This window comes from Plantactinospora soyae (assembly GCF_014874095.1).
GTDB lineage: Bacteria > Actinomycetota > Actinomycetes > Mycobacteriales > Micromonosporaceae > Plantactinospora > Plantactinospora soyae.
The window spans coordinates 9,142,161-9,162,953 of record NZ_JADBEB010000001.1 but is presented as its reverse complement, the minus strand read 5'-3'; the positions used below and the strand labels follow the sequence as shown (position 1 = coordinate 9,162,953).

Genomic DNA, 20,793 nt, shown 5'->3' with positions numbered 1-20,793 from the left:
CGTCCCGAACGGCGAGCAATGGGATGAGACCGGGTCGGTACGACCGGTAGAGTCGCGGCGTGGCCCTCGGTCTTCCCTCCGTCCTCCCCGACTCGCCACCGTCGATCGGGGAACTCGTCCGTGGCCCCCAGCCGACGTTCTCGTTCGAGTTCTTCCCGCCCAAGACCGCCAACGGCGAGCGTCTGCTCTGGCAGGCGATCCGGGAGCTGGAGTCGCTGCGTCCGTCGTTCGTCTCCGTCACCTACGGGGCCGGCGGGTCGAGTCGGGACACCACCGTCGCGGTGACGGAGCGGGTCGCGACCGAGACGACGCTGCTGCCGATGGCGCACCTGACGGCGGTCAACCACTCGGTCGCCGAGCTGCGCAACGTGATCGGCCGGCTGGCCGGCGCCGGGGTCCGCAACGTGCTCGTCGTCCGTGGCGACCCGCCGGGCGACCCGATGGGGGAGTGGGTGCAGCACCCGGAGGGCGTGCTCTACGCCGAGGACCTGGTCCGGCTGGTCCGCGAGTCGGGCGACTTCAGCGTCGGGGTGGCGGCCTTTCCGTACAAGCATCCCCGCTCGCCGGACATCGCCACCGACACCGAGCACTTCATCCGCAAGTGCCGGTCCGGCGCCGACTTCGCGATCACCCAGATGTTCTTCGACGCCGACGACTACCTCCGGCTCCGGGACCGGGTCGCGGCGGCCGGCTGCGACACGCCGATCCTGCCCGGCGTCATGCCGGTCACCCAGTTCAGCACGATCGAGCGTTCGCAGCAGCTCTCCGGCGCGCCGTTCCCGTCCGGGCTGGCCGCCCAGTTCGACCGGATCGCGGACGACCCGGAGGCGGTCCGCCAGCTCGGCATCCAGCAGGCCAGCGAGATGTGCCGACGGCTGCTCGACGAGGGCGTACCGGGGATCCACTTCATCACCCTCAACCGGTCGACCGCGACCCGGGAGGTCTGGCAGACGCTCCAGGCCGGCGTACGGGTCTGACCGGCGGGGCCCGAAATGATCGGTCGGGCGCCACCTGAGGCACCGTCCGACGGTTGAGCCATGGTGGGTAACCGGTTGACCTGGGACGAGTACGCCAACAAGTGGGCGCGACTGCACGGCGGGTTCGACCCCCGGATGGCGACCACCTCGGTGCGCCGCTGGCTGCGCATGTCGTACCACCTGGGTTGTCTCCTGGCCCGGCTGCGGGTGTCGCCGACCGCCGTCACCGTGTTCGGCGTGCTGCTCTGTGCCTGCGTACCGGTCGCCGTGATCCAGGCGTCGCCCGGGCCGATGGGGCCGATCGTCGCGGCCGGTTTCGTCCTGCTCGCCTCGGTCGCGGACAGCATCGACGGCGCGGTCGCGGTGGTCACCGGCCGGACGACCCGGCTCGGGTACGTCTACGACTCGCTGGCCGACCGGGTGGGCGAGGTCTGCTGGCTGATCGCCTTCTGGCTGGTGGGCGCCCCGGGAGAACTGGTCGTCGCCGCCGGGGCGCTGTCCTGGTTGCACGAGTACATCCGGGCCCGTTCCGTCTCGGCCGGAATGAAGGAGATCGGCACGGTGACGGTCGGGGAGCGGCCGAGCCGGGTCAGCGTCGCCGTGGTCGGGCTGCTGCTGGCCGGGGTGGCTCACCTGATCATGCCGGAACTGGCGGCCGGCATCATCACCGTGGCGACCGCCATCTGGGTACTGCTCGGCTTCTTCGGCGTGGTCCAGTTGCTCTCCGCCGTGCGCCGCTCGCTGGGGGCCGCACCGGAGGCGACCGGAAGGCAGGCGCCGGCCGGTCACCCGGTCGGGGAGGAGTCGTCGGGCCGCAGGCCGATCGGGGACGAGCCGGCCGGTCCGGGGCCGGCCGGCAGCGGAGTTCCCGGTAAGGAACTGGCCAGGCGGGAACCGACCGAGATGGAGTTGAGCCGCCGGGACCCGCCCGGCAGCGAAGGATGACCTGCCCAGGCGGTGAAGGAGGACGGTCAGGCCGGACCGATCCGGTCCGCGACGATCTGCGCCGAGAGGGCGACCATCGGCAGCCCGCCGCCCGGATGGGTGGACCCGCCGACCAGGAACAGCCCGGGTACCGGACCCCGGTTGGGCGTACGCAGCAGCCCGCCCGCGGTGCCGTGGATCGCCCCGCCGGGCGCGCCGGCCGAGGTGGCCAGGTCGGCCGGGGTACGGACCTCGCGGAACACCAGCCGGTCCCGTACGTCGACACCTCGGGCGGCCAGCACGTCGAGGACCCGGTCGGCGTAGGCGTCCGCGAGACCCGGGCGGCGCCAGTCGATCCCGTCCAGGGTCCGCGCCTGCCGGGGGGCGTTGACCAGCACGAACCACGCCTCGTGTCCGGGCGGCCGGACCAGTGGATCGTCGGGCACGCTGACGAACACCGTCGGGTCGGGCACCGGCCGGGCCGGTACGCCCCGTCCGGGGTCGCCGAAGACCGCGTCGAACTCGGCGTCGTAGTCGGCCGGAAAGAAGACGTTGTGATGCGCCAGGCCGGAGTCGCCGCGTACCCCGAGCAGCAGGACGAAGCCGGCCAGGCTCCGATCGGTCAGCCGGGTCAGTCGGCCCGGCGTCGGCAGCAGGTCCCGGTAGACGGTCAGCGCGTCCGCGTTCGCCACCACCACGTCGGCCGGTACCGGTGCGCTGGCGCCGGCGAGTCGTACCCCGTGCACCCAGCCGCCGGCCGTGTCGATTCCGGTGACCGTGGTGCCGGTTGCCACCACCACGCCCAGGTCGAGGCAGCGGGACAGCAGCGCGTCGGCGAGGGTACCCAGCCCGCCGCGCGGATACCAGGCCCCGAACGCCAGCTCGGCGTACGGGATGGCAACCAGCGCGGCCGGCGCCCGGCGCGGATCGGCGCCGGTGTAGGTGGCGTACCGGTCCAGCATGGTCCGCAGCCGGGGCTCGCGCAGGTGCCGGCGCCCCAGTCCCCGGAGCGTCCGGCCCGGAGCGATCGCGGTCAGGTCCGGTAGTCGCCAGGCGAGTTTCGCCAGCGCGAGCGGGGAGTCGACGGGGCGGCGCAGGATGTCGCGCCAGGAGGCGTCCCAGACCCGTTCGGCGCGGCGCCACAGCCGGCGCCAGTCGGCGGCGGCCCCGTCGCCGAACCGGTCGCCGATCCGGGTCGCGAAGGCCGCCGGGTCGGCGCAGGAGTCCAGGACGACCGCCGTCCCGGCCGTGCCAGCCGTCCCGGCCCTCCCGGGCGGCTCCGTCGGCGGGAAGACGTGCCGGACGACCGGGTCGAGCGGCACCAGGTCGAGATATTCGTCCAGCTTGGCGCCGGTCGCCTCGAACAGCTCGGCGAAGATCTGCGGCAGGGTGAGCAGGCTCGGGCCGGTGTCGAAGTGGAACGTCCCGACCGGAGTCTCCCGGCGGTACCGGCCGAGCTTGCCGCCGACCACGTCGGACCGTTCGTAGACGGTGACCTGGTGACCGAGCGCCGCCAGCCGGGCCGCGGCGGCCAGTCCGCCCACGCCTGCGCCGATGACCACCACCCGACTCACTGCCGTCCCTCCCCATGGTCGTCGAGGTCCGGCCGGCGGCGCCGGTCAGCGCACCGGGCGCCCCCGCCAGAACAGTCGTCCCCGCCTCCGCAGATGGTACGACCGGGCGGTGAGCCAGCCGAGGAGCACGACCGACCCCGGCTGTGCCAATGCGTCCGGCCAGCCCCGACCGCCGGTCGCACGGGCGCTGACCAGCCGGCCGGCGACCCCGAGCAGGTAGGCCGCCAGCGCCGGCAGGGCCACCTCCGGCACGCCGGCCAGGGCCGCGCCGACCGCGAGCACCGGCGGCAGGGCGTACAGCAGGAGTAGCAGGAGCACGACGGCGGTCGCGCCGGCCGGTGGGCCGAACGCCGCCCAGAGCGACTTGGCGTAGCCGTCCCGCAGCTCGGCCCAGGATTCGTACATCCGGCAACTGGCGATCCGGGACCCGTCGGCCAGCGCGATCCGGCCGCCGGACCGCTTCACCGCCCGGGCCAGTTCGATGTCCTCCAGCACCCGGTCCCGGACCGCCGCGTGCCCGTCGGCCCGCTGGTAGCCGGCCCGATCCACCAGCAGGAACTGGCCGCCGGCCGCCGCCAGGCTCGGCCGGCGCGAACGCTCCATCGCCGCCAGCGGCAGGAAGGTCAGCCAGAGCCACTGCAACAACGGCTGGACCAGCCGCTCACCTCCCGAACCGGCGACGATCCGGGGGTACGGCGAGAGCAGCGTCGCCGAGGCGTCCCGGAGCGTCACCACTGCGGCGGCGACCGCGTACGGGGCGAGCCGCACGTCGGCGTCGACGAAGACCAGTACGCCCGGAGCGGTTCCGGCCTGGTCGGCGAGCTGCTGGCAGGCGTACGGCTTGCCGAGCCAGCCCGGTGGTGGCGGGACTCCGGCGATCAGCCGTACCCGGGGATCGTCGGCGGCGATCGTGCGTACCACCTCGGCGGTGCCGTCGACCGACCCGTCGTCCAGTACGACGATCTCCAGCCGGGGAACGCCGCGCTGGGCCAGCAGTGCCCGCAGGCACGGCCCGACCCGGGTCGCCTCGTCGCGCAGTGGCAGCAGCACCGCGACCCGCTCGTCGGTCGTCGTGGCGGTGCCGGACGGCCGGCGTAGCCAGCGGGTGGCGTTCAGCCCGGCGTGCCCGGTCAGCACGCCGACGGCCACGACGAGCGCCCAGGCCAGGGCGGCGGTCATCCCGGCACACCGACGACGACGGCGGCGAGCGCCCGGCCCGGTGTGCCGGTCATGCCGGCACCGCGCTGGTCATGCCGGCACCGCGCTGGTCATGCCGGCACCGCGCTGCCGGGGCGGTGCCGCCGTTGCCGGGCCAGGGTCACGGCGAGCGGGCCGGCGACGACCGCCATGGCCAGGGCGCCCCAGGCGGCCGACGCGGGCAGGCCGAGGAAGACCGCGTGCGCGAGGACGCTGCCGAGGTAGGTCCAGAGGTAGAGGGCGTACATCGGCGCGTCCCGGGGACCGGCCGTGCCGGCGGCCCGCCCGGCGACCGGTCCCAGCAGAGCCATCAGCAGTACGGCGAAGAGCAGCCAGCCGAGGTAGTTGCTGACCGGTACGTCCGGCACCCCGGGCAGCGCCGGAGTCGGGTCCCGCCAACTCCAGTAGCCCTCGGCGACCATCTGCGGGTCGAGGAAGAGGTCCCAGCCGGCCAGTCCCACTCCGGCCAGGGCGATCCGGGCCGGCCCCGGTCGGGCCAGCCGGATCGCGGCGAGCCAGGCCGGCCAGGCCATCCAGGTCCAGGCCAGCGGGATCACCAGCGGCACGCCGGCCAGTTTCGGACCCAGTTCGCCGGAGTAGGTGTAGCCGCCGAACGGCACTCCGGTGGCCACGCCGAGCGCCTCGACCAGCAGTCCGCCGCCGGTGGTGACCAGCACCAGCGCGCCGGCCGTCCGGGCACCCCGGCTGAGCAGGGCGTGCGTCACCGACAACAGGAAGCCGAGGACGACCGTCGCGACGGTCAGCCGGGCCCGTACGACGCCGTCGGTGAGCGGATACCCGATCTGGGCCAGCACCAGTACGCCGAGCAGCAGCCAGGGCAGGCGGCCGGAGGTCATCGCTCCGGTGGGGGCAGCGGCAGTCGCCGGCCGAGCACGGCGAAGGCCCGTTCGTCACCGGGAAAGCGGAAGTCCCGTAGGACGTCCACGAAACCGAACCGCCGGTAGAGCCGCCAGGCCCGGGAGGTCTGCTCGTCCGCCTCCGGGGTGGAGAGCAGGGTGCTGTTGCCGTCGGCCATGCCGAGCAGGGCACGAAGTTGCCGGGCGCCGAGCCCGTGGCCCTGGGTCGCCGGCCGGACGTGCAGTTCGACCACCTCGAAGCAGTCGGGGAACCAGGTCTTGCGGGCGTCGTCGGGAAGCGCACCGTGCACCTGGTCGTGCCACCACTGTCCGGGTGCGGAGAGGTATCCGTAGCCGAAGCCGACCAGGTGACCGTTGGTGCTGAGGGTGGCGACCGCGCGGAAGCCGGGCCGGCGTACGTGGGTGGCGATATAGCCGCGGCGTGCCTCCAGCAGTTCGGCCCGGTACCCCATCGCCTCCCCGTAGACCGTCACCACGTCGTCGAGCCGCCGGGCGAGATCGTCCGGCTGCCACGGCACCAACCTCATACTTGCCCGCTCCTCACTTCCGGCCAGCGTCGGAACTGTGGGTCGTCGTCGGATCCGACCCAGTCGAGCACCGCCGGGTCGCCGACGAGATCACGTATCTCGAACCGGGCGAACAGTTCTTCGGCGTACCACCGTTGGGTGGACGTACGAATGATCGCCGTGCGGTGCTCGGGGTGACGGTACGCGAAATCGCGCAGGTACGTCGCGGCACGCCACACGCTGACCGTGCCCTGCCAGCCGAGCGGCGCCTCGCCGACGCCGAACCGGGCGAGCAGCCCCGGGGCGTCCCGCAGCGCGGCGGCGACCGGTGGCACCGCTCGCCAGAAGGTGGCGGCGCGGGATGGTCGCAACCGGGCCCGGGTGAGCGCGAGCACCGGCCCGTCGGATGTCCCGGCCGCCGGTCCGGTCCCGGTTCGGGCCGCCGGTCCGGTCCCGGTTCGGGCCGCCGGTCCGGCCGAGGTCGCCGGTCCGGGATCGCCGAACGGCTCGACTCCGGACCATCGGCCACGGCTGGCGAGCGGGGCGAGGTCGATCCGGGCGTCGGACAGGGCGATGCGGCGCCACGCGCGCCCGACCGGCGTGTCGTCGAACCCGGCGGCCCGGTCCGGGTCGGCCCAGACGACCAGGGCGGCCCAGCGGGTCAGGTCGGCGTCCGTCGGCCCGAACCCGGTGCCGTCGCCGGTACCGAGCAGCTTGCCGAAGCGGACGCCGGGGATGGCCCGTAACCGGCCCGGGTCGACGGCCATCCGGACGAGCGCCCGGGGCAGGGCACGGCGGGGCACCCGCCAGACATGCAGGGTGACCAGGCGTACCGGGGTCGGGTCGCCCCGCCCGGCGGCCGGCTCGCCGTGTGTCGCGATCCCGCGACGGCCGTCCCGGCTCACGCCACCTCGGCGGGGATGTGAGCGCATGGTCCCTATCTTGCCCCCAGGTGGGTCCCACCGGATGTGCCACCGGGTACGCCGGTCGCCCTCAGGTACCCGTCCGGAATGCCGTCGACGGCGTCGGACCGTCAGCTGAGCCGCTCGGCGAGGGCGATGATGATCCCCTCCGGGCCACGGACGTTGCAGAGCCGGTAGCTGCCCTCGTACTGGACCAGCTCGCCGACGAGTTCGGCGCCGTGGGTACGCAGGCGGGCAACGACGTCCTCGATGTCGTTCACGGCGAACATGATGCGGCGGATGCCCAGCGTGTTCGCCGGGGCATCCTTCGGCTCGGCGCTGATCGCCTTCGGCGTGTGGAACTTCGTCAGCTCGACCCGGCCGTGGCCGTCCGGGGTCCGCACGACGGCGATGTCCGCTCGGACGTCCTTCAGCCCGACGAGCTGGTCGACCGATTCACCCTCGACTGTCGTCTGGCCCTCCAGCTCCATACCGAGTTCGACGAAGAACGCGACAGCGGCCGCAAGGTCGTCGACAACGATGAGGACGTTGTCCATCCGTTCGATCATGGTGGTTCTCCTTGTTTCGTCACACGGCACGTCATGGCCGTTGGTGTCCTCGGGGATGCGGCAGCGCCTTCTCGACACCCGCGGACGTGCTGAGGTCCAGGAGCTGCTGAGTTCCAGGACCTGCTGGCGGTTTGCAGGTTAGTTGTAGTAGCGGCGGGCGCTGGACCCGGTCCGGGTGATGTCGGTGCCGTAGATGTGCAGGCTGATGGCGGTGCGGGTGCCGGTGTTGCGAATCCGGTGGATGTCACCGGGTGGGGCGAAGCCGCTGACCTCGCCCACGGGGTTCTCCCTGGTGCCGATGAGGTTGAGTTCGTCGTCATAGAGGTCTTCGTGCTCGACGCCCCGCAGGACACCCACGACGCACCAGGTGATGTGGTCGTGAATCCTGGTGCTCTGACCGGGGCGCCAGACCAGGCCGAGGATGGAGAAGGTGCCGTCCGGCTCGGCGTGCAGAACGTGACCGGCGGGTCGGTCGGGGTGACCGTGCTGCTGGTCGGGGGTCAGGATGTCGGGGTCGGGCAGGTATCCGCGGAGTTGATCGGCGACGAGTTCCGCGGTTCGCGCCCAGTCGGCCCGCATGCCGATCACGTGGCGCACCGCGGCGATGAGATCGTCGGTGGGACCGGCGGCGAAGCCGCCCCGGGGTGTGATCACGTGCTGGAGAACCGTGCCCGCCATGTCGTCCTCCTCGTTCGCGAGCGGGGTTGTCCCGTTCAGCGTCTACCGAGCAGGACTCATTCGTCCAATGCCAACTTCTGCGGCTACCCATAACTATCATGAATGAATGCTGGACATCGTGCGGCTACGCATCCTCGCGGCTGTCGCCGCGCACGGCTCGGTCACCAAGGCAGCCAAGCACCTGAAGTACTCCCAGCCGGCGGTCAGCCACCATCTGGCCCGGCTGGAAGCCGAGACCGGTGCCCGGCTCCTCCAGCGGATCGGGCGGGGCATCCGACTCACGCCGGAGGGTGAGCACCTGGCCCGCCGCGCTGCCGAGATCGTCGGACGGGTCGACACCGCCGCTGCGGAACTGTCCGCGATGGTGGGCCTGCGGACCGGCCGGGTCCGGGTCGCCGGCTTCCAATCAGCGCTCGCCGCCCTGGTCCCGCACGCCGCCGCCACCCTGCGCCAGGACCACCCCGGCATCGAACTGCACCTGGTCGACGCCCACCCGCAGGTGGCACTGAACCTGCTGCGCGACGGGCAGGTCGACGCCGCCCTCGTCTTCCGCTACGACGACACGACACCGGACGACATCCGTACCACGCACCTGTTCGACGACCCGATGTACCTGCTCAGCCTCGAATCCGGCAAGACGCTGCGGGACCACCGGGACTCGGCCTGGATCGCCGGCTGCGAAAACTGCCGCCGCGAGTTCGTCGACGCGTGCGAACGGGCCGACTTCACCCCGCACGTGGCCTACACCAGTGACGACGTTATCGTCCAACAGGCCCTCGTCGCCGCCGGCATGGGCGTGACCACCATGCCCGGCCTGACCCTGCGCACGCACCGGGCCCCCGGAATCGAAGCTACCCCGCTGCCCGACCTCCGCCGACGCGTCTACCTCGCCACCTACGGGGACCCACCGGATCCCCCCGCCACCACGGCCTTCATCACCGCGCTGCAGCACGCCGTCCAGCAGACCCGCCCCGGCGAGCCGACACCACCCGACGAGGCCCCGAACCGGGTCGACCAATCGTCAACTTGACCTGGACGGGACACGGTGGGACGCCAACCCTGACGAAAGGTCGTACGACCAATTGACCTTTGGAGGGGGCCAGCGGGTCGAGTAGTGATTACGTTGGTCGGCTATGACGGTGTTGCGACGAATCCTGCTGGCGGTTCCGGTTCTCGTACTCGGTGCGGTGGTGGTCGTCCTGCTTGCTCCGGGCGGGCTGGGCGATCCGGAGCCGCAGGTGGTGACGGACGGGGTGTCTGCCGAGGCGTACCGGGACGTGGTCGGGACCGCCGGAGATCTGCCCGGCTGGCTGCACGGACTGGGCGAGTACGGCGCCGTCGCCGGGGTGTTCGGGCTGATCGGGCTGGTCTGCTGGGCGGGCTGGACCGGCTGGCGACGGCGTACTCCGGTCTGGGTCGGCGCGCTGCTGGTCGGCGTGGCTACGGTGCTGGCGTACCTGGTCAGCGAGGCGCTGAAGCTGGTCGTCGACCAGCAGCGCCCGTGCTGGGCCCTCGGCGAGGTGACCACCTGGATCTCCTGCCCGCCCAGTGGCGACTGGTCGTTCCCGAGCAACCACTCGACGGTCGTCGGTGCGTTGGCCGCCGGCCTCGTCCTGCTGGCCCCGCGTCTCGGGCTGGTGGCCGTGCCGGTCGCCGTCGCCGTGGCGGCGCTACGGGTGGTGGCCGGGGTGCACTACCCGCACGACGTGGTCGCGGGGCTGCTGCTCGGGGCGTCGGCCAGCATCGCGCTGCTGCTGGCGCTGAGCCCGGCCAGGGCGTTGTCCCGGCCGGGGGCCCGGGTTCCGGCCGGGCTGCCCGGCGACGGCGTACCCACGCCGGGCCGTCGCTGACTTCCTCGTCCGACGGCCGGTGGATCCCGCGGCCCGGGCCGGTCAGTGTGGCGCCGCCACCACGTCGGGGGCGGGGGCGGGGACGGCGGGTGCCGCCGGTGGTTCGGCGATCCGGGCCGTCTCGGCGATCGCGACCCCGGCCAGCACCAGCAGGCCGCCGCCGAGCTGGGCGACGTTGAGGGCCTCACCGGCGCCGAGCGTGATCCAGGCGACGGTGGCGGCGATCACCGGCTCGACCATGCCGAGGATTCCGACGCTGGTGGCCGGCAGGTGCCGCAGCGCGCCGGCCACCAGCAGGAACGGCACGATCGAGCCGAGTACGACGACGTACCCGCAGAGCAGCAGGACCGGTACGCCGCCACTGCTCTCGCGCAGCGGCTCCCAGCCACCGGTGCCGTCGGTCAGTGCCCGGGTGAGCAGCCCGGCGACGGCCGACGCGCCGAACGCCCAGGTGGTCAGGGAGAGGCTGTCGTGCTGCCGTACGCCCCGGGCGCCGAGCACGTAGTAGCCGGCCAGCAGTACGGCGGCGCCGAGGCCGGCGAGCACGCCGAGGCCGTCCAGTTTGAGGTCCCCCCACACCTCGGCCACGCAGGCCAGCCCGACGAGGCTCAGGGCCAGCCCGCCCCACAGTCGGGGGCGCACCCGCTGGTGCTCGCCGAACCAGGCCCAGAGCGCGACGAGCAGCGGGGCGGTGTACTCGAACAGCAGCGCGATCCCGACCGGCATCCGGGAGATCGCGACGAAGTAGAGCATCGGGACGAGGAAGAACCCGGCCAGGCCGTACCCGATCAGCAGTGGCAGTTGGCGCACGGTGATCCGGAGCCGGCGGGCGCCGGGGCGCAGCAGCAGGCTCAGCGCGAGCAGCCCGACGAACGCGCCCGCAGCCCGGATGAGGGTGAGCTGCGCGGCCTCGACACCGGCCCGGAGCACCAGCTTGGAAACGGTGCCGTTGACCGCGAACAGGACGGCCGACAAGATCACCATGAGTACGCCGAGGGCCGGTCTGCGAGTCGTCACCGGGGAAGGGTATCCGGCCCCGGGTCAGGAGCTGTACGGCTTTTGGTCATTACCAAACAGGTCACAGCCCTCGGCTGCGGGACTCGGCCGGTGGCGACGTGCGGGCGGTGCCGGATCGGGTCGGGGTACGGGCGCCGCGCCCGTCGCGACACCGCCGATCCATCGATGACGTTGACTAAATTGAAACGATTCGATACGTTGCCGAAACGTTGGGAAAGCCCTTTCCGCACGGCTCCCGGCCTCGGGCTCTCCCGGCCACCGTTCCTAGCTCAGGAGGACCCAATGACGCTCACCGTCACCAACCGGACGCCACCCGAGGGCAGATCGCGCTGGCGCCGCTGGCGTAGCGCTCTCGTGGTGGCCACCACGACCGCCCTGGTCGCCACCGGCGCGGTGGTCGGCCTGCAACCCGCCTCGGCGGCCACCATCGACACCAGCGCCTACTACGTCTTCGTCTCCCGGCACAGCGGCAAGGCGCTCGACCTCTACGACTTCGCCACGGGCGACGGCGCGCCGATCGTGCAGTGGGCCCGCAACGACGGCAACCAGCAGCAGTGGCAGTTCGTCGACGCGGGCAGCGGCTACTACAAGATCAGATCTCGGCACAGCGGCAAGTTCCTGGAGATGCCGAACACCACGGACGGCACCCAGCTGATCCAGAACGCCGACAACGGCACCACCCGTCAGCACTTCGGGGTCGCCGACTCCGAGGGCGGGCACGTACGGCTGATCAGCCGGCACAGCGGCAAGGCGCTGGACATCTGGGAGTGGTCCACCGCCGACGGCGGGATCATCGCCCAGTTCGAGGACCTGGGTGGGTACAACCAGCAGTGGCAGATGATCCGGATCGGCTCCGGCGGGGGCGGCGGGGGCGGCAGCGCCGACTGTGGCAGCGGCTCGTACAACGCCGAGGCGGTGCTCAGCGGCAGCACCTGGACCGCCCGCAACGGCAGCAGCACGGTCTACACCGGCAGTGACATGCGCTCCGCGATGCAGGCCGCCGTGAACAGCCTGTCGTCGGGGCGTACCTCGAAGCAGCGGGTGGTCGTCCGGGGCTCCGGCTCGGTGAGTGCCGGCGGCCGGCTCTCGCTGCCCAGCTACACGATCCTGGACGTCTGCGGCACGATGAACGTGACCGGCTCCGGCTCCGGGGACCAGGCACCGGTGTACGCCAGGGGTGCCACCGACATCGAGGTGCAGCACCTGACCCTCACCGGCGCACCGCTGTACGGCATCTTCATGCGCAACGTGAACAACCTGACGCTCGGGCAGATCGACATGCGGCTCTCCGGCGGCCTCGGGGTGCGGATCGACAACCACGGCGGCGACCGGGCGGTGAAGGCCCGCAACATCCGGATCGACAACGTGTACGTCCAGGGCACCGGAAGCCAGGGCGTGGAGACGTACGGGGTGGACGGGCTGACCGTCGGCACCGTCACCGCCCGCAACGTCGGCGAGTCCGGACTGCTGCTCAACGACACGATCAACGCCACCATCGGTACGGTCGACGCCGACAACGCCGGCGCCGGCACCGGGTACGCGGCGTTCCGGATGGCCAACCGCAACGGGCGGGTGGGCAGCAGCTACCCGACGAACATCCGGGTCGGCAACGTGATCGCCCGGGGTGGCGGCCGGGGGATCTTCTGCGTCTCGGAGAGCGGTGGCGCGGTGATCGACCGGGTGACCATCTCGAACACCGGCAACAACTCGATCCTGATCGAGAACTGCTACAACGTCACCATCGCCGGGCAGTCGGGGACGGTGACCGGTGGCGGCGAGGTCCGGGTCGCGGCGCGGACGGAGTTCCCGATCTCCTCGGGCATCACCCTGCAGAACCTGACGGTGACCAACACCAACATCACCCAGAATCCCTGCGGTGGCGCCAACAACGTGGTCCGGAACGTCACCCGGGTCAACTCCACCCTGAACTGGTGTTGACCCCGCTCCGCCCACGGCGCGACCGGCTGCGGTTACTTGCGTTTTTGTCGGGGGCGGGGTGTACTCTCTGCAGTAGTTAGAACGAGTGTTCGATTGGGTGACGGTCGATGCGAGTCGACCCGCCGGAGGCGGACGCTCGGGCTGACGCCGGGGGCGGCGTTCGCGGCGTAACCCCCGGCTGCGGTTTCGCGAGCCGCACGGGATCCGGATTCGCGATCCGGGCCCACCAGGCAGGATCGTCGCTCGCCGCCCACGACCCCCGGGTGGCGGGCGACGAACCCGCCGGTTCAGCCGGCCGGGTGTGGTGTGGGGAAGCGTCCACATCCGGCCGGCGACCCACCGGTGCGTCTTCCTCCGCAGCGGGCTTCATCTCGACTCGTGCGTCATCGTCGGCCCGGTCCGACAGCGGTGACGCGGCAAATTGGGTGACGCGGAGGAGACAGTCCCATGCCGACCAGTCAGGCGCCGACGGTGCCGTCGCACGTGCTGCCGCACCGCACTCCGGCCCAACTGCTGACGATCGCCCGGATGGGCCTGGCAGAAGCCGCCGAGACCCGGCCCGACGGCCTGCGCTACGCCGCGGCACACCTGGCCGCCCTGCGCGCCGCGGCGGCGATGCTCGCCGCCCGGGCCAGACCCGCACCGACCCGCCGGAACCGGGTCACCAGCGTCTGGGCGCTGCTGGTGGTCGTCGCCCCGGAGCTGGGGGAGTGGGCCAACTACTTCGCCACCGGCGCGAACAAGCGGGCCGCCGCCGAGGCGGGCATTCCCCGGGTGGTGAGTCCCCGGGAGGCCGATGACCTGCTCCGCGCGGCCGAGCAGTTCGTCGCGGTGATCGAGGTGGCGCTCGGTGTGGCCCATCAACCCGTCCTCGACGGGATCGCCGCCTGACCGACACCGACGGCGCACCACCTGCCTGATCGGCGCAACCGCGCCGACCGGAATGCCCAGTGGCGCAACCGCGCCGACCGGGAGCCCTGTGGCGCAACCGCGCCGACTGGGACGCCCTGTGGGGCAACGGAACGACGGGGACGGGAATCGAGATGGCGGGGCGGATGGTTGTCGGTTCCGCCGCCCTGGCGGACCTGGTCCGGCCGGCGAGCGGATCGGACCAGGCGGGCGCGCACCGGATGCTGCCGGTCCTGCCGGAGTTGGCCGGGTTGCTGCCCAATCGAGGACTGCGGCGTGGCAGCACCGTCGCGGTCGGCAACGACCATCCGGCACGCAACGGCAGCACCTCGCTGGTGCTGGCACTGCTCGCCGAGGCGTCCCGGGCCGGATCGTGGTGCGCGGTGGTCGGGGTGCCCACCCTCGGTGCGGTCGCCGCCGCCGACCTCGGCATCGACCTGGATCGGCTCGCCCTGGTCCCCCATCCCGGCCCGGAGTGGGCGACCGTGGTCGCCGCCCTGATCGACGGGGTCGACGTCGTGGTCGCCGCGGTGCCCGGTACGGTCTCCGCCTCGGTCGTCAGCCGGCTGGCCGCCCGGGCCCGGCAACGCGGCAGCGTGCTCGTCCCGTACGGCCAGTGGGCGGGTGCCGACGTGACCCTGCGGGTGATGCGCGGCGTCTGGGAGGGGCTGGGCCAGGGCCGGGGCCGGCTGCGCCGACGCGAGGTGACGATCTCCGCCCGTGGTCGTGGTGCGGCGGCCCGGCCCAAGGAGATCCGGGTCTGGATGCCCGGCGACCGGTCGACGCGGGCGACGACGTCGACGTCGCCCGAGGCGGTGTCGGCCAAGGCGCCGTCCGGACAGGCGCCACCCACCGCACGCCGGACCTCGCTCACGCTCGTCGGGAAGTGAGTGCCGGACCGGTTTCGCGGATCCCGGACGGCCCGATGGCCGGGGCGGGCTGACGCGAGTCGAACACACGTTCTAAGATCCGCATAACTGCTGGTCGAGGGAGGTGTGTATGACGCCGGTGCGAACCATGCTGCTCTGGTGCCCCGACTGGCCGGTGATCGCGGCAGACATCGTCGAGGGGGTGCCGGCCACCACCCCGGTCGCGGTGCTGCACGCCAACCGGGTGGTCGCCTGTTCGGCGTCCGCCCGCGCCGAGGGCGTACGCCGAGGGCTGCGTAAGCGGGAGGCGCAGAGCCGATGCCCCCAGTTGACCACCGTGGACCACGACCCCGGTCGGGACGTACGCGCCTTCGAGCCGGTGGTCGCCGCCGTCGAGGAGGTCGTCGCCGGGGTCGAGGTGATCCGCGCGGGGGCCTGTGCGGTGGCCGCGCGCGGCCCGACCCGGTACTTCGGCGGCGAGGAGCAGGCCGCCGAGCGGATCGTCGAGCAGGTCGCCGAGACCTGCGAGGTGGAGAGCCAGATCGGGATCGCCGACGGGGTCTTCGCCGCCGGGTTGGCGGCCCGGTCCGGGCGGATCGTCCCGCCCGGCGGCACCCCGGAGTTCCTCGCCGGGCTGCCCGTCGAGGCGCTGGGCCGGCCGCCGCTGACCGATCTGCTGCGCCGGCTCGGCCTGCGTACCCTCGGCGACTTCGCGGCGCTGCCGGCCGGGGACGTACTGGCCCGGTTCGGGTTCGACGGAACGCTGGCCCACCGGCTGGCCGCGGGCGGTGACCACCGCCCGCTCGCGGTCCGCCGCCCACCGCCCGACCTGGCGGTGACCGAGACGTACGACGACGACCCGCTCGACCGGGTCGACGCCGCCGCGTTCGCCGCCCGGACGCTGGCCGAACGGCTGCACGACACGCTCGCCGGACACGCCCTGGCCTGCACCCGGTTGGGCATCGAGGCGGTGACCGCCCACGGGCAGGAACTGCGGCGGGTCTGGCGGCACGACGGCCTGCTGACCGCGTCGGCGATCGCCGACCGGGTGCGCTGGCAGCTCGACGGCTGGCTGACCGGGACCAGCCGCCGCCCCGGCTCGGGCCGCGCCGGCCCGACCCGACCGACCGCCGGGATCATCCGGCTGCGGCTGGTTCCCGAGGGGGTGCTGGCCCACGTCGGCCTCCAGCCGGGGCTGTGGGGCGAGACGGGGGAGGAACGGGACCGGGCGCACCGGGCACTGAGCCGGGTACAGGGCATCCTCGGACCCGAGTCGGTGCTGACCGCGGTGCTCGGCGGTGGGCGCTCACCGGCCGAACAGGCCCGGCTGGTGCCCTGGGGTGACGAGCGGACGCCGGCCCGACCGCTGGTCCCGCCGTGGCCGGGCCGGCTGCCGTCGCCCGCCCCGGCCCTGGTGCTGCCGGTGCCGCTGCCGGCGGTCGTCCACGACGCCGCCGGGGAACCGGTCCGGGTGACCGCCCGGCTGGAGGTCAGCGCCGCGCCGGCCCGGCTGGAGATGGACGCCGGTGGCGCGGGGGCGGTGGAGATCGTCAGTTGGTCCGGCCCGTGGCCGGTCGACGAGCGCTGGTGGGCTCCGGCCGAGGCCCGGCGGCGGGCCCGGTTCCAGGTGTGCCTCGCCGACGGTACGGCGCTGCTGCTCTTCCTGACCGGCGGCCAGTGGTGGGTGGAGGCCGTCTATGACTAGTTGGTGGCGATCCGGGGCCGGGGGAGGCCACCGATGAGCTTCCATAACCCCGACATGCCCTGGTCAGAGCTGGAACGCACGCTCTCCGGCCGGCCCGCCGGTCCGGCTGAGCCGCGACTGCGCGTGGTGGACCCGCTCGCGGTCGACGCCGACGGCGGAGACTCCCCGGCCTGGACCCGCAAGCGCCCCGGCTACATCCCACCGGAACCGCCGGCGGCACCGGTCGAGGGTGCGGTGCCGTACGCGGAACTGCACGCGCACACCAACTTCAGCTTTCTCGACGGGGCCAGCCATCCCGAGGAACTGGCCGAGGAGGCGGCCCGGCTGGGGCTGACCGCGCTCGCGGTGACCGACCACGACGGGTTCTACGGCGTGGTGCGGTTCGCCGAGGCGGCCCGGACACTGCGGCTGCCCACCATCTTCGGCGCCGAACTGTCGTTGGGCCTGCCCGGACCGCAGAACGGCGAACCGGACCCGCTCGGCCGGCACCTGCTGGTACTCGCCCACGGCCCGGAGGGGTACGCCCGGCTGGCCCGCACCATCGCCCGTGCGCAACTGCGCGGCGGGGAGAAGGGCCGCCCGGTCTACGGCGAACTGGAGGAGGTCGCCGCCGATCTGAGGGACCACGTGCTGGTGCTCACCGGATGTCGCAAGGGGCCGGTGCCGGCCGCGCTGCTCACCGAGGGGGTCGAGGCGGCGGCCCGCGAACTGGACCGGCTGGCCGTACTGTTCGGCGCCGAGACCGTGGCGGTGGAGCTGACCGACCATGGCGACCCGACCGACGGCGACCGCAACGACGCGCTCGCCGAACTCGCCGCCGCTGCCGGGCTGCCCACCGTCGCCACCAACAACGTGCACTACGCCACCCCGTCCCGCCGCCGCCTGGCCACCGCGCTCGCGGCGGTACGGGCCCGGCGCAGCCTGGACGAGATCGACGGCTGGCTGCCGGCGGCGGGCACCGCCCACCTGCGCAGCGGAGCCGAGATGGCCGCCCGGTTCGCCGCCTATCCCGGTGCGGTGGCCCGAGCTGCCGAGTTCGGTGCCGAACTGGCCTTCGACCTGAACCTGGTCGCGCCGCACCTGCCGGACTACCCGGTGCCGCCCGGCCACACCGAGATGAGCTGGCTGCGCAAGCTGACCATGGACGGCGCGCTACAGCGGTACGGCCCGCCCGACGCGCATCCGGACGCGTACCGGCAGCTCGAACACGAGCTGAAGATGATCGAGGCGCTGGGCTTTCCCGGCTACTTCCTGGTGGTCTACGACATCGTCACGTTCTGCCGGGACAACGACATCTACTGCCAGGGGCGGGGCTCGGCGGCCAACTCGGCGGTCTGCTACGCGCTCTGGATCACCAACGTGGACGCGGTCCGGCACAACCTGCTCTTCGAGCGCTTCCTCGCCCCCGAGCGCGACGGTCCACCGGACATCGACGTCGACATCGAGTCCGACCGCCGGGAGGAGGTGATCCAGCACGTCTACACCAAGTACGGCCGGGAGCACGCCGCCCAGGTCGCCAACGTCATCTCGTACCGGCCGAGGTCGGCGGTGCGGGACATCGCCAAGGCGTTCGGCTTCTCGCCCGGCCAGCAGGACGCCTGGAGCAAGCAGATCGACCGGTGGGGCAGCGTGGCGGCGGTCGACGTCGAGGGGATCCCCGAGCACGTCGTCGCGTACGCCAACGAGTTGCAGACGTTCCCCCGGCACCTCGGCATCCACTCCGGCGGGATGGTGATCTGCGACCGGCCGGTCATCGAGGTGTGCCCGGTGGAGTGGGGGCGGATGCCGGGCCGGACCGTCCTGCAGTGGGACAAGGACGACTGCGCCAGCGCCGGGCTGGTCAAGTTCGACCTGCTCGGCCTCGGCATGCTCTCGGCGCTGCACTACGCGTACGACATGATCGAGTCGACCCTCGACCTGAGTTCGATGTCCCTGGACGACTCCGAGGTGTACGACATGCTCTGCCGGGCCGACTCGGTCGGGGTGTTCCAGGTGGAGAGCCGGGCGCAGATGGCCACGCTGCCCCGGCTCAAGCCCCGGGAGTTCTACGACCTGGTGGTCGAGGTGGCGCTGATCCGGCCCGGCCCGATCCAGGGCGGCTCGGTGCACCCGTACATCCGGCGGCGCAACGGGCTGGAGGAGGTCAGCTACCCACATCCGCTGATGCGCAACGCGCTGGAGAAGACCCTCGGGGTGCCACTGTTCCAGGAACAGTTGATGCAGCTCGCGATCGACCTGGCCGGCTTCGACGCCGCCGGGGCCGACCAACTGCGCCGGGCGATGGGTTCCAAGCGGTCCGCCGAACGGATGGCCGAGATCCGGGACCGGCTGTACGCGGGGATGGCCGAGCGGGGGATCACCGGTGAGCTGGCTGACGACGTCTATCTCAAGCTCTCCGCCTTCGCCAGCTTCGGCTTCCCGGAGAGCCACTCGATGAGTTTCGCGTACCTGGTCTACGCCAGCTCCTGGCTGAAGCGCTACCACCCGGCGCCGTTCCTGGCCGCGTTGCTCAACGCCCAGCCGATGGGCTTCTACTCGCCGCAGACCCTGGTCGACGACGCCCGCCGACACGGCGTCGAGGTACGCCGGCCGGACATCAACGCCAGTGCTGCCAAGGCGGTCCTGGAAGCCACCCGGGAAACCCGCTGGGGCAGCGCACCGGGCGAGCCGCCGCACTGGTGGGGGCTGGGCGGTCCGGCGGTGCGGCTCGGGCTGTCCGGGGTGCGTACCCTCGGCGACGACCTCGCGGAGAAGATCGAGCGGGAGCGGACCGCGCACGGGCCGTACCGGGACATGGCGGATCTGGCCCGGCGGGCCGGGCTGACCGCCGGGCACCTGGAGGCGCTGGCCACCGCGGACGCCTTCGCCGGCTTCGGGCTGACCCGGCGGGCCGCGCTCTGGGCGGCCGGCGCGGCGGCCCAGGACAAGCCGGACCGGCTGCCCGGCACCATCGCCGGAGCGGACGCGCCGACCCTGCCCGGGATGGACGCCGTCGACCGGCTGGTCGCGGACGTCTGGGCCACCGGCCTCTCCCCGGAGAGCCATCCGGCGCAGTTCGTCCGGGCCCAGCTCGACGCGGTCGACGCGGTACCGATCGCCCGGCTGGCCCGGCTCGACTCCGGCCAGCGGGTCCGGGTCGGCGGCATCGTCACCCACCGGCAACGTCCGGCCACCGCCGGCGGCGTCACCTTTATCAACCTGGAGGACGAGACCGGCATGCTCAACGTCACCTGCTCGCCCGGGCTGTGGCAGCGCTACCGCAAGGTGGCCCGGAACAGCACGGCGCTGATCGTGCGCGGTCGCCTGGAGAAGCACGACGGCGTGATCAACCTGATCGCCGACCGGCTCGACGCGATCACCCCACCCGTCACCCCCGCCTCCCGCGACTTCCGCTGAGGGGGTGCAAGGAAGGGTGCAAGGAAGGGCCCCCTGTTATCGCATTCGGTAGAAGAAGGGCCCCTTCCTAACCGGGCGGCTTCCTAACCGGGCGGCCGACTGCCGGCGCTGCGGGTGATGCCGGTGGCTTAGGCTCGTCGGGTGGAGCGAACTCAGAGCCGTCCGGGCGGCACGGCGATCGGCCCGCGTACCGCCGTGGTCTGGGCCGTACTGCGGCGCGAACTCGCCCAGACGGCGGGCAGGACGCTCACCGTGCTCGATGTCGGCGGCGGGACCGGTGGGTTCGCGGTGCCGCTGGCCGAGGCGGGCCACCGGGTGACGGTCGTGGACGCCAGCCCCGACGCGCTCGCCGCGCTGACCCGGCGGGCCGCCGAATCCGGCGTCGCCGACCGGATACGTGCGGTGCAGGGCGACGGTGACGCCCTCGCCGGGCTGGTCGAGCCGGCCAGCGCCGACCTGGTGCTCTGTCACGCCGTACTGGAGGTGGTCGACGATCCGGCCGGGGTGGTCGGGGCGATCGGCACCGCGCTGCGCCCCGGCGGCGCGGCCAGCGTACTGGTGGCGAACCGGGCCGCCGCCGTGCTCAGCCGGGTGATGAACGGTCACCTCGACGTCGCCGCCGCGCTGCTCGCCGAGCCCGACGGGCACGCCGGACCGCGGGACACCCTGCGGCGGCGCTACGACGCCGACAGCGCCGCCGCGCTGCTCCGCTCCGCCGGGCTGGAGATCGAGCAGACCCACGGCGTACGCGTCTTCGCCGACCTGATCCCCGCGGTGGCCGCCGAGGCGGACCCGCCGGCCCTGCTCGACCTGGAGTTGGCCGCCTCGGCCCAGCCGCCCTACCGGGACATCGCCGCCCAGCTGCACCTGTTCGCCCGCCGTCCGGCGTGACCGGACGGGGCAG

Annotated in this window: 17 protein-coding genes and 1 pseudogene; 10 read left to right on the top strand and 8 right to left on the bottom strand. The window is 72.9% G+C overall.

Features of this window, described 5'->3' with window-relative positions; genetic code table 11:
- Positions 1 to 59 precede the first annotated feature (59 nt).
- Positions 60 to 977: a methylenetetrahydrofolate reductase [NAD(P)H] gene (gene metF, locus H4W31_RS39940; protein ID WP_192771327.1), complete on the top strand. Its 918-nt coding sequence runs from the start codon at positions 60 to 62 to the stop codon at positions 975 to 977.
- 60 nt (positions 978 to 1,037) lie between these two features.
- A pseudogene (locus H4W31_RS39935) lies at positions 1,038 to 1,721 on the top strand (CDP-alcohol phosphatidyltransferase family protein); the annotation flags it as partial.
- Positions 1,722 to 1,948: 227 nt separating this feature from the next.
- Here H4W31_RS39935 and H4W31_RS39930 read toward each other — a convergent pair.
- From H4W31_RS39930 to H4W31_RS39900, 7 genes are all read right to left on the bottom strand, one after another.
- The gene (locus H4W31_RS39930; RefSeq protein ID WP_192771325.1) at positions 1,949 to 3,475 is read right to left on the bottom strand and encodes a phytoene desaturase family protein; all 1,527 of its coding nucleotides are present in this window, start codon (positions 3,473 to 3,475) and stop codon (positions 1,949 to 1,951) included.
- 45 nt (positions 3,476 to 3,520) lie between these two features.
- The gene (locus H4W31_RS39925; RefSeq protein WP_192771324.1) at positions 3,521 to 4,654 is read right to left on the bottom strand and encodes a glycosyltransferase; all 1,134 of its coding nucleotides are present in this window, start codon (positions 4,652 to 4,654) and stop codon (positions 3,521 to 3,523) included.
- A gap of 89 nt (positions 4,655 to 4,743) precedes the next feature.
- The gene (locus tag H4W31_RS39920) at positions 4,744 to 5,529 is read right to left on the bottom strand and encodes a carotenoid biosynthesis protein (RefSeq protein ID WP_192771323.1); all 786 of its coding nucleotides are present in this window, start codon (positions 5,527 to 5,529) and stop codon (positions 4,744 to 4,746) included.
- Entirely contained in the window at positions 5,526 to 6,077 is a 552-nt protein-coding gene (locus H4W31_RS39915) for a GNAT family N-acetyltransferase (RefSeq protein WP_192771322.1), read from the bottom strand. Before H4W31_RS39915 ends, H4W31_RS39920 begins: the two co-directional genes overlap by 4 nt.
- Positions 6,074 to 6,937: a monooxygenase gene (locus H4W31_RS39910; protein WP_192772762.1), complete on the bottom strand. Its 864-nt coding sequence runs from the start codon at positions 6,935 to 6,937 to the stop codon at positions 6,074 to 6,076. Before H4W31_RS39910 ends, H4W31_RS39915 begins: the two co-directional genes overlap by 4 nt.
- A 152-nt stretch (positions 6,938 to 7,089) precedes the next feature.
- A complete protein-coding gene (locus H4W31_RS39905; RefSeq protein WP_225945923.1) occupies positions 7,090 to 7,527 on the bottom strand; it encodes a VOC family protein in 438 nt (145 codons plus the stop codon).
- 138 nt (positions 7,528 to 7,665) lie between these two features.
- Positions 7,666 to 8,205, bottom strand: a complete 540-nt coding sequence (locus H4W31_RS39900; protein ID WP_192771321.1) for a cysteine dioxygenase family protein — start codon at positions 8,203 to 8,205, stop codon at positions 7,666 to 7,668.
- Positions 8,206 to 8,311: 106 nt separating this feature from the next.
- On the opposite strand from H4W31_RS39900, the gene H4W31_RS39895 reads away from it, so the two are divergent.
- Together H4W31_RS39895 and H4W31_RS39890 are read left to right on the top strand one after the other, a co-directional pair.
- Positions 8,312 to 9,235: a LysR family transcriptional regulator gene (locus H4W31_RS39895; RefSeq protein WP_192771320.1), complete on the top strand. Its 924-nt coding sequence runs from the start codon at positions 8,312 to 8,314 to the stop codon at positions 9,233 to 9,235.
- A gap of 109 nt (positions 9,236 to 9,344) precedes the next feature.
- Positions 9,345 to 10,055 carry a phosphatase PAP2 family protein gene (locus H4W31_RS39890; RefSeq protein ID WP_318783662.1) on the top strand — a complete coding sequence of 237 codons (711 nt, stop codon included), beginning with the start codon at positions 9,345 to 9,347 and terminating at the stop codon, positions 10,053 to 10,055.
- Positions 10,056 to 10,097: 42 nt separating this feature from the next.
- Here the strand turns inward: H4W31_RS39890 and H4W31_RS39885 are convergent, their stop codons facing one another.
- On the bottom strand, positions 10,098 to 11,072 hold the full coding sequence (locus H4W31_RS39885) for an EamA family transporter (RefSeq protein WP_192771318.1): 975 nt from the start codon (positions 11,070 to 11,072) through the stop codon (positions 10,098 to 10,100).
- Positions 11,073 to 11,354: 282 nt separating this feature from the next.
- Here H4W31_RS39885 and H4W31_RS39880 point away from each other — a divergent pair, with 282 nt between their 5' ends.
- The 6 genes from H4W31_RS39880 (at position 11,355) to H4W31_RS39855 (ending at position 20,780) form a co-directional block, all read left to right on the top strand.
- Complete coding sequence (locus H4W31_RS39880) at positions 11,355 to 13,010, top strand: RICIN domain-containing protein (RefSeq protein ID WP_192771317.1); 1,656 nt, start codon at positions 11,355 to 11,357, stop codon at positions 13,008 to 13,010.
- Positions 13,011 to 13,457: 447 nt separating this feature from the next.
- Positions 13,458 to 13,901 (top strand): SAV_6107 family HEPN domain-containing protein, encoded by a 444-nt coding sequence (locus H4W31_RS39875; RefSeq protein WP_192771316.1) that lies wholly within the window; start codon positions 13,458 to 13,460, stop codon positions 13,899 to 13,901.
- A 152-nt stretch (positions 13,902 to 14,053) separates the two neighbouring features.
- Positions 14,054 to 14,809, top strand: coding sequence for a hypothetical protein (locus H4W31_RS39870; protein ID WP_192772760.1), 756 nt, complete (start codon positions 14,054 to 14,056; stop codon positions 14,807 to 14,809).
- A gap of 109 nt (positions 14,810 to 14,918) precedes the next feature.
- Positions 14,919 to 16,493 carry a DNA polymerase Y family protein gene (locus H4W31_RS39865; RefSeq protein ID WP_192771315.1) on the top strand — a complete coding sequence of 525 codons (1,575 nt, stop codon included), beginning with the start codon at positions 14,919 to 14,921 and terminating at the stop codon, positions 16,491 to 16,493.
- A 33-nt stretch (positions 16,494 to 16,526) separates the two neighbouring features.
- A complete protein-coding gene (locus H4W31_RS39860; RefSeq protein ID WP_192771314.1) occupies positions 16,527 to 19,889 on the top strand; it encodes an error-prone DNA polymerase in 3,363 nt (1,120 codons plus the stop codon).
- A gap of 141 nt (positions 19,890 to 20,030) precedes the next feature.
- On the top strand, positions 20,031 to 20,780 hold the full coding sequence (locus H4W31_RS39855; protein ID WP_192771313.1) for a methyltransferase domain-containing protein: 750 nt from the start codon (positions 20,031 to 20,033) through the stop codon (positions 20,778 to 20,780).
- Positions 20,781 to 20,793: the final 13 nt, after the last annotated feature.